The sequence below is a fragment of the Haloactinopolyspora sp. genome, assembly GCF_027324685.1.
Taxonomy (GTDB): domain Bacteria; phylum Actinomycetota; class Actinomycetes; order Jiangellales; family Jiangellaceae; genus Haloactinopolyspora.
The window spans coordinates 1-2913 of the sequence record NZ_DAHVSH010000138.1; the positions used below are offsets into that span (position 1 = coordinate 1).

4 protein-coding genes are annotated in these 2913 nt (G+C 67.7%); 1 reads left to right on the forward strand and 3 read right to left on the reverse strand.

The features are described from left to right. Both M6444_RS15295 and M6444_RS15300 read right to left on the reverse strand, forming a co-directional pair. Positions 1-536: GNAT family N-acetyltransferase (locus M6444_RS15295; protein ID WP_298329122.1), on the reverse strand; the 536-nt coding region annotated here is incomplete at its 3' end. A gap of 49 nt (positions 537-585) precedes the next feature. Beyond that, a complete protein-coding gene (locus M6444_RS15300) occupies positions 586-1599 on the reverse strand; it encodes a hypothetical protein (RefSeq protein WP_298329125.1) in 1014 nt (337 codons plus the stop codon). Positions 1600-1763: 164 nt separating this feature from the next. Here M6444_RS15300 and M6444_RS15305 point away from each other — a divergent pair, with 164 nt between their 5' ends. Next, the gene (locus tag M6444_RS15305) at positions 1764-2732 is read left to right on the forward strand and encodes a TIGR03557 family F420-dependent LLM class oxidoreductase (RefSeq protein WP_298329128.1); all 969 of its coding nucleotides are present in this window, start codon (positions 1764-1766) and stop codon (positions 2730-2732) included. 27 nt (positions 2733-2759) lie between these two features. Here the strand turns inward: M6444_RS15305 and M6444_RS23035 are convergent. Beyond that, positions 2760-2913: DUF664 domain-containing protein (locus M6444_RS23035; protein WP_363326392.1), on the reverse strand; the 154-nt coding region annotated here is incomplete at its 5' end.

Consider the following 2913-nt stretch of genomic DNA (forward strand, 5'->3'; position numbering starts at 1 on the left):
GCATAGAGCAGCATGTCGCGCCGGCTGTCACCGATCTGCTGGTGACTGCGCAGCAGCCCTTCCTCGTGGTATCCGCATGCCTCCGCGACCCGGATGGAACCGTGATTCCACGGCTCGATGTACAGCTCCACTCGGTGCAATGTGGGGATGGTCCATGCGAACGTCGTCAGTGCTTGCAAGGCGTCGCTCGCGAAACCACGGCCGCGATGAGCAGGAGAAATCGCGTAACCTGCCGTGGCTCGTCCGGTCGCTGGGTTTCGCAGCCACAGCCCGATCGCGCCGACGGCGTGGTCCGACTCGGCTTCGGCGATCGCGAACGAGAACCCCGCACCTTCGGCCCACCGGCCCCGTTGCCGTTGGATCCAGTCCAGAGCTTCTTGGGCGGTCGGATGAGCCGGCAGGCTACCGATGAGCGGGATGTAGGGGTCCTGGCCCATGTCCACGGCGACGGAGACATCGTGGTCAGCGAACTCGCGCAGCCGGACCGACCCGTGAACCGGAGGTGTGGCGGGCCATGGGGGCAGCGGCTCTGGCATGGGCAGGTCTCCTCGCGCCGTCATCGTGGTCGCCGGCCCGGGTGAGCTGTCAGGACCGCAGCAGGTCGAGGACGGCTTGTTCGACGTCGCTGTGGGGGCGGAATTCGCCCGCCGCGCCCAGGGTCTCGTCTCCGAGCGCGTGATGCACAGTTTCACCTCGGTCGAAAGCGTCCAGGACCACCGGGTCGACGTACGACGAGCGGCACACCGCAGGCGTGTTGTCGAGGTAGTCCGAGACGTCCTTGATGGCCTGGACCTTCGCGCGCTGCTTGGCGGTACGGCTAGCGCGCGGCTGGTCGGTCGTGGCCAGCGCGACGGCGGTCAGGACGGTGCCGTGCCAGGTGCGGAAGTCTTTGGCGCTGACGTCGCCGCCGAACACCTCGCGCAGGTAGGCGTTGATGTCGTCGCTGGTGACGTTGTGCCAGGTTCCTGCTTGGTAGTAGGCCAGCAGCGTCTCGTCTTGGCCACGTCGGGAGCGGAGGGACCGCAACACGCGGGCCACGTCCTGGTCGACGACGGAATGTGCTCGCTGCTGTCCCGACTTGGCCGGGTAGGTGAAGGTGAGCGCGCCGTTGCGGCCGATGTCGACATGCCCGGCGAGGACAGTGGCCAGCCCGTAGGACCCGTTGTCCTGCGCATACTGCTCACTACCGACACGGAAGAAGCCGACGTCGAGCAGCCGGGCCGCCGCTGCGAGGACGCGGCGCTGGTTGAGCCCACGCGACTGCAGGTCGTGCGCGATCTGCTCGCGGGCAGCAGGCAGCCGCTGGGCGAACTCGCGGACTCGGACGAACTTCTCTCGGTCCCGGCGCGCACGCCATTGCTGGTGGTAGAGGTACTGCCGGCGGCCGGCATCGTCGACGCCGACAGCTTGGAGGTGTCCGTGCGGCCATGGGCAGATGCGGACGTCGCGCCACGCCGGCGGGATCACCAAGGCGCGAATTCGGTCGAGGGTTTCGGCATCGGTGACCCGGTCGCCGTCGACGTCGGTGTAGCTGAACCCGCGACCACGCCGACGGCGACGAAGGGCCGGGCTGGAGGGGTCCCACCGCTTGAGTCGCATGTGCCGTCCTCCATGGCCGTGGCCCGCCCAGGTGCGGGTACGTCCGTCCGATGGAGATCGGTTACCCGGATCGGTGCTGATCACACGCTGTGCGTGTGTCACCGACCCGCACGGGTACCGGGGGTGGAGAACTGTCAATGACACCGGGCTGAGGCGGTGGAACCGTGACGCGATTCGGGTATTTCCTGGCCAGCGAGCAATGGGGCCCACGCGATTTGATCTGGCAGGCCCAGCGAGCCCAGGAAGCCGGATTCGAAGCTTTGTGGCTGTCCGACCACTTTCACCCCTGGACGGATCAGCAAGGGGAAAGTCCCTTCGTCTGGTCCGTGCTGGCCGTGTTGGCTCGAGAGACCGACCTGCCCATCGTGACGGCGGTGACCTGCCCGACGGTTCGCACGCACCCGGTGATCATCGCGCACGCCGCCGCGACGACGGCGGTCCTGGCCGACGGCCGGTTCGTCCTCGGCGTCGGTTCGGGTGAGGCGTTGAACGAGCAGGTCACCGGGGCTCCATGGCCATTGGCTCGGCAGCGGCTGGAGATGCTCGCCGAGGCCGTCGACGTCATGCGGCAGCTGTGGACCGGTGAGGTGATCACCCATCACGGCCGCTACTACACCGTCGAGCACGCCCGGTTGTACACGCTGCCCGATCACCCGCCGCCGGTGTTCGTTTCCGGGCTGGGTCCGCGCGCCGCCGAAGTGGCTGGACAGATCGGCGATGGCTACATCTGCACCACGCCCGACCCCGACCTCGTTCGGATTTTCGACGACTCAGGGGGAGCGGGTAAACCGAAACAGGGCGGGGTCAAGGTGTGCTACGGAAGCGACGAGCAGGAGGCGGCGAAGACCGTACACCGGTTGTGGCCGAACGAAGGCGTGCCTGGGGAACTCGCTCAAGTACTGCGTACCCCCGAGCACATCATGCAGGCCGCGAGCCTGGTGACAGTCGAGCAACTCGCCTCCGCGGTGACGTGCGGGCCTGATCCGGCGCGTCACGCCGACGCGTTGCAGGAGTACGTGAACGCGGGCTTCGACGACGTGTTCGTCAACCAGATCGGGCCGAACCAGGACGACTTCTTCGCCTTCTACGAACACGAGGTCCTCGCCGAACTGCGCACACCGAGCCCCCGCTGAGTCCAGGATCGCGCTGACGCCCGGCCGTCAGGCGCTCGGTACTCCGTACCGGATCTGCTCGCGCAGGATGTCCGCGTGCCCGCAGTGCTGGGCGAGCTCACGCAGCATGTGCATGTAGACCCAGCGCAGCGGCAACGGGCCGCGACGGTTGCCGCGCACCACGTCGTCCAGGGTCATGGCG